We start from the raw sequence: 4,537 nt of genomic DNA, 5'->3' as shown, positions 1-4,537 counted from the left end.
GGACAGGGCCGCCAGGGTGGGGTCCTGGAATTTCTGCATGTAGACGAACATCCAGACGGGCAGGGTGTTCTGGTCGGGTGACAGGAGGAAGACGGTCATGTCGACTTCGTCGAAGCTGACGACGAAGGCGAACAGGGCGGCGGCGATGAGGGCGGGCCTGATCTGCGGGAGGGTGGCCAGGCGGAAGGCGGTCAGGGGTGGGGCGCCGAGGTCTTTGGCGGCGGCGTCGAGGGTGGCGTCGGCGCGCATGAGGGCGGCGGTGACGACGATGACGACGAACGGCAGCACCATGACGGTGTGGGTGAGGATGAGGCCGGTGGTGCCGCCGAACAGGCCGAGGCGGTGCAGGTAGATGAAGCCGGCGAAGCCGAAGGCGACCTTGGGGACGACGGTGGGTGACAGGACGAGTGACTGCAGGGTTCCGCGGGCGGGCATGCGGTGGCGGACGAGGGCGGTGGCGACGGCGGTGCCGATGAGCATGGCCAGCAGGGTGGCGGCGACGGCCACTTGGAGGCTGAGCAGGGTGGCGGCGCCGAGTCCTTCTTGCTGGAAGAGGTTGGTGTACCACTTCAGTGACAGGCCGGGTGGGGGCCAGGTGCCGTAGGAGACGGAGGAGAAGGAGTTGATGACGATGATGAGCAGTGGGAGCAGGACGAAGGTGTGGACGGCGATGAGCCAGAGGGCCCAGCCGCGGATGCCGGTGGGGGCGGCTCCGGCGGCGGTGACGCCGCCTTGGTCGGCCCGGGCGGTGCGGCGCTGGAGCCAGCCGAAGACGCCGAGGGCGATGACGGCCAGGGCGAGCAGGGCGTAGGAGGAGACGGCGGCCAGGGGCCAGTCGACGTTGTTGACGTTGTCGTAGATGTCGGTGGCCAGGACGTTGACGCGGCCGCCGCCGAGGAGGCTGGGGGTGGCGAAGGAGCTGATCGACAGGGCGAAGACGAGTTGGGCGCCGCCGATGAGGCCGGGGGTGGTCAGGGGCAGGGTGACTTTGACGAAGCGGCGCAGGGATCCGGCGCCGAGGTCGCCGGCGGCTTCGCCGAAGGCGGGGTCGAGTTGTCCGAGGGATTGGATGATGGGGAAGACCATGAACGGCAGCAGGATGTGGACGAGCGCGATGACGACGGAGGTGCGCTGGTAGAGGATTTCGACGGGGTCGAGTCCGGTGGTGGTGAGGATGCTGTTGAGGACGCCGCTGTCGCCGAGGATGAGTTCCCAGCCGTAGGTGCGGGAGACGACGCTGGTGAGCAGGGGTGCGAAGATGATGAACAGGCCGGTGTAGCGCCAGGCGGGGCGCCGGATGCGGTGCAGGGCGTAGGCGGTGGGGTAGCCGATGAGGGCTGCGGCGGCGGTGCTGATGAGGCCGAGCAGGACGGTTTCGCGGATGATCTGCCAGTGGTAGCCGCTGGTGAGGAAGGTCTGCCAGGTGGTGGTGGTGCCCGCGATGTCGGTGCCGTCGGGCAGGTACTGGTGGAAGCTGTATTCCAGCAGTGTGAGCATGGACCCGACGAACACACCGGCGAGCAGCACGACGCTGGGGGCCGCCAGGAGGTAGGCGGTGCGGTGTCTGCGCATGTCGCCGTGCCTTTCAGATGCGGGAGGCGATGTCGGTTTCCCAGCGTTTCTGCCATTCGGCGTTGTTGCGTCCGATGATGGTGTAGTCGATCTGCTGGAATCCGTCGGTGGTGGCCTTGCTGAAGGCGGGCAGTCCGGTGAGGTTCTGCGGGAGTGGCGCTTTGGTGTTGGCGGGGACCTCGACGCTGGTTTCGGCCCAGCGGGCGCACCACTTGGGGGAGAGCATCTCGTTGATGATGTCGTGGATGGCTTCGAGGTGGCTGGAGGACTGGCCTTCGACGGCTTGGAGGTTGACCGGGAGTGGGATGGCGCCTTCTTTGGGGACGGCGTAGGCCAGGGGTGCGCCGGAGTTGATCCATTGCTGGCCGGTTCCGGCGAAGTAGGCGGTGAGCGGGGCGGTGCCGTTGCTGAGGACGTTGAGGTACTGGGGGTTGGATTCGACGAGGAGGCGGATCTGCTTGGCTTCGCGTTTCCACAGTTCCCAGCCGGGTTCGAGGTTGGTGAGGTCGCCGCCGTTGAGTTTGGCGGCCATGTAGACGGCGTACCAGGGGAAGGAGAAGAAGGAGATCTGTCCTTGGTGGGCGTGGTCCCACAGGGCGGCCCAGGTGTCGGGTGCTTCGGGGAGTTTGTCCTTGTTGTAGAGCAGGCCGAGTTGGTCGACGCCGATGCCGATGCCGATGCTGTCGTCGTAGCGGAAGCGTTCGTCGATGTCGGCGGCGTTGCTCATGGCGGAGTAGTCGAGCGGGGTGAACATCTTGTCGTCGGCGCCCTGGATGGAGGTCTGGGCGTTGAAGAAGCCGAAGTTGACCAGGGGCTGGTCGGGGGCGGCTTTCTTCTGGGCGAGCATCTTGGTGTAGCCGACGGAGTTCGACTGCTCGTAGATCTTGATGTCGACGTTCTTGTGGGTGGCCATGTACTCCTTGGCGAATTCCTTGGGCATTTTGCCGAGGTCGCCGCCGAGGAAGGCGAACATGGTGAGGGTGAGTTTGCCGCCGCCGGTGGTTTGGGGGGTGGCGGTTTTCGGGGTGACGCTGCCGCAGGCGGTGGCCAGGGCGAGGCCGGCGGCTCCGGCGGTGGCGCCGAGGAACCGGCGTCGGGTGATGGCGGTCATGGTGGTGCTGGCTCCCTCAGTGGTTGAGGACGACACCGGCGTCCGCGTCCCAGCCGGTTTCGACGTCGTCGCCGATGGCCAGGGGGGTTCCGGTTTCTTCGCGGCGTTCGGAGATCACCAGGACCCCCGAGGTGAGGCGGATGTGGTAGCGGGTGCTGGCGCCTTGGAAGATGACGTCTTCGAGGCGTCCGTGGTAGCGGTTGGCGCAGGTGAGGTGGGTGCCGATGGTGACGTGTTCGGGGCGTACGGATACGGCGGTGCCGGTGCCGGTGACTTTGATGCTGATGCCGGGGGCGTGCAGGAGGCCGTCGTGGGTGTCGCCCTGGAAGAGGTTGGTGTCGCCGAGGAAGGTGGCGGTGAAGGTGGTGGCGGGGGCGCGGTAGAGGTCGGCGGGCGGGCCGATCTGTTCGATGCGGCCTTCGTTCATGACGGCCATGCGGTCGGACATGGTGAGGGCTTCGACCTGGTCGTGGGTGACGTAGACGAAGGTGGTGCCGGAGTCGTGCTGGATGCGTTTGAGCGCTTGTTGCATCTGGACGCGCAGGCGCAGGTCGAGGGCGCCGAGGGGTTCGTCGAGCAGGAGGACGGCGGGTTCGTTGGCCAGGGCGCGGGCGATGGCGACGCGTTGTTGCTGGCCGCCGGACAGTTGGGCCGGGTAGCGGCGGTCGTAGCCGGTCAGGCCGACGAGTTCGAGCATGGAGCCGACGATGTCGGTGATTTTCTTGGCGGGTTTGCGTTGCAGGCGGGGGCCGAAGGCGATGTTGTCGGCGACGGTGAGGTGCGGGAAGAGGGCCAGGCGTTGGAAGACCATGTTGGTGGGGCGGCGGTGTGAGGGGCGGCCGCGCATGGATTGGCCGCGGATGAGGACGTCGCCGGAGGTGGGTTCTTCGAGGCCGGCCAGGATGCGCAGGGTGGTGCTCTTGCCGCAGCCTGAGGGGCCGAGCATGGAGAAGAATTCTCCTTTGGTGACGGTGAAGTCGACCTGTTCGACGCCTCGGGCGCCGTTGTCGTAGACCTTGCGGACGGCGCGGAGTTCGGCGTCGGGGGTGCTGTCGGTCATGTCGTGCTCCTCATCTCCGCGAATGCCTGCTCGGCTGCGGTGAGCAGGGCGGCGATGTCGCTGGGGGTGTGGGCGGTGGACAGGGCCGCGTGGAGCAGGGGTTTGGCGGGCAGCAGGATGCGGTGTTCGCGGGCGACGCGGTGCAGGATGGCGTAGCGGGCGGGGTCGCTGGTCATGGCGGTGCGGTAGCCGGTGGGTGGGGTGGTCAGGAAGTAGGGCTGGAAGTGGCCGCCGGCTCCGGCGATCTTGACGGGGATGTCGTAGCGGTGGGAGAGGGCTTCGAAGCCGTGGCGGAGTTCGGTGGTGAGGGTGTCGAGGTAGGTCTGGGCGGTGCCGTCGGCGAGCAGGGGCAGGGTGGCGGCCGCGGCGGCGACGGCGGTGCCGTGGCCGTTGTAGGTGCCGACCCAGCCGACGGGGCCGGCGAGGGTGGGGTCGGTGGTGGCCATGAGGTCTTCGCGGCCTTCGACGGCGGCCAGGGGGTAGCCGTTGGCGATGGCTTTGCCGTAGGTGGTCAGGTCGGGGGTGATGGCGTAGACCTGGCGGGCGCCGCCGGGGGCGATCCTGAAGCCGGTGAGGAGTTCGTCGAAGATGAGGACGATGTCGAGTTCGGTGCACAGTTCGCGCAGCAGGCGCAGGTAGTCGGCGGTGGCGGGGATGTAGCCGATGTCGATGAGGACGGGTTCGACGACGAGGGCGGCCAGGTCGTGGGCGTGTTCGCGCAGGAGGCGTTCGGTGGCGGGCAGGTCGTTGAAGGGCAGGACGACGGTGGTGTGGGTGGTGGCGGACAGTCCTGC

The 4,537-nt window shown here is 67.7% G+C and carries 4 protein-coding genes; all 4 read right to left on the bottom strand.

What is annotated here, in order from left to right; all coding sequences use genetic code 11:
- A partial coding sequence (locus FAF44_RS52180) for an ABC transporter permease subunit (RefSeq protein ID WP_237110944.1) occupies positions 1-1,572 on the bottom strand: 1,572 nt, incomplete at its 3' end.
- 13 nt (positions 1,573-1,585) lie between these two features.
- On the bottom strand, positions 1,586-2,683 hold the full coding sequence (locus tag FAF44_RS52175; RefSeq protein WP_272896223.1) for a PotD/PotF family extracellular solute-binding protein: 1,098 nt from the start codon (positions 2,681-2,683) through the stop codon (positions 1,586-1,588).
- Between the two features lie 16 nt (positions 2,684-2,699).
- A complete protein-coding gene (locus FAF44_RS52165) occupies positions 2,700-3,743 on the bottom strand; it encodes an ABC transporter ATP-binding protein (protein ID WP_237110943.1) in 1,044 nt (347 codons plus the stop codon).
- Positions 3,740-4,537, bottom strand: a 798-nt coding sequence (locus tag FAF44_RS52160; protein WP_237110942.1) for an aminotransferase class III-fold pyridoxal phosphate-dependent enzyme, incomplete at its 5' end; no start/stop codon positions are given. The genes FAF44_RS52165 and FAF44_RS52160, both read right to left, overlap by 4 nt.

It is taken from the genome of Nonomuraea sp. MG754425, from assembly GCF_021699195.1.
GTDB lineage: Bacteria > Actinomycetota > Actinomycetes > Streptosporangiales > Streptosporangiaceae > Nonomuraea.
Note: the sequence above shows the minus strand (reverse complement) of the source record. Positions and strands in the feature narration are given on the sequence as shown.

Coding starts and splice junctions, on each gene's coding strand:
- FAF44_RS52175 (WP_272896223.1), bottom strand. CDS start 2,683: ATGACCGCCATCACCCGACGCCGGTTCCTCGGCGCCACCGCCGGAGCC.
- FAF44_RS52165 (WP_237110943.1), bottom strand. CDS start 3,743: ATGACCGACAGCACCCCCGACGCCGAACTCCGCGCCGTCCGCAAGGTC.